Source organism: Stenotrophomonas maltophilia group sp. RNC7 (genome assembly GCF_030910085.1).
GTDB lineage: Bacteria > Pseudomonadota > Gammaproteobacteria > Xanthomonadales > Xanthomonadaceae > Stenotrophomonas > Stenotrophomonas sepilia.
Genome location: NZ_JAVFVN010000049.1, coordinates 1 through 478, shown reverse-complemented (window position 1 = coordinate 478; position 478 = coordinate 1). Strand labels below are relative to the sequence as shown.

The following is a 478-nucleotide window of genomic DNA, read 5'->3' as shown; positions in this document are numbered from 1 at the left end:
CCGAATAGACGTACCAGCTATAGGACGCGCCACGCGGACAGCCGCGCGGCTCGTGGTTGGGCAGGTCCGGCCGCGTGCGCGGGTAGTCGGTCTGCTGGGTCTCCCAGGTGATCAGGCCGTTCTTGACGTAGACCTTCCACGAGCACGAGCCGGTGCAATTGACCCCGTGGGTCGAGCGCACCACCTTGTCGTGCTGCCAGCGGGCGCGATAGGCGTTTTCCCACTTGCGGTCTTCATTGACCACTGCCCCGTGACCGTCCGCGTAGGTGGATTTCACCCGCGACATGAACTTCAACCGGTCCAGAAAATGACTCATTGCGTTTCTCCAAGAGCGCCGGCGCGGCCGGCGCGTACTGCAATCCGTGCTGTCAAAATCACTTTAGTGGTCGCCCGCCGCGCCGACCATTCGCCGGTGGCACAGGGCGGGCGCGGCAGAGTGACTAGTCACCCCGGCCAGCCCCGCTTCAGCAGGGCACCG

The 478-nt window shown here is 65.1% G+C and carries 1 protein-coding gene; it reads right to left on the bottom strand.

Annotated elements, in window-relative coordinates; genetic code table 11:
• A partial coding sequence (locus RCF13_RS00270) for a hypothetical protein (RefSeq protein ID WP_308140682.1) occupies positions 1–316 on the bottom strand: 316 nt, incomplete at its 3' end.
• Positions 317–478 lie beyond the last annotated feature (162 nt).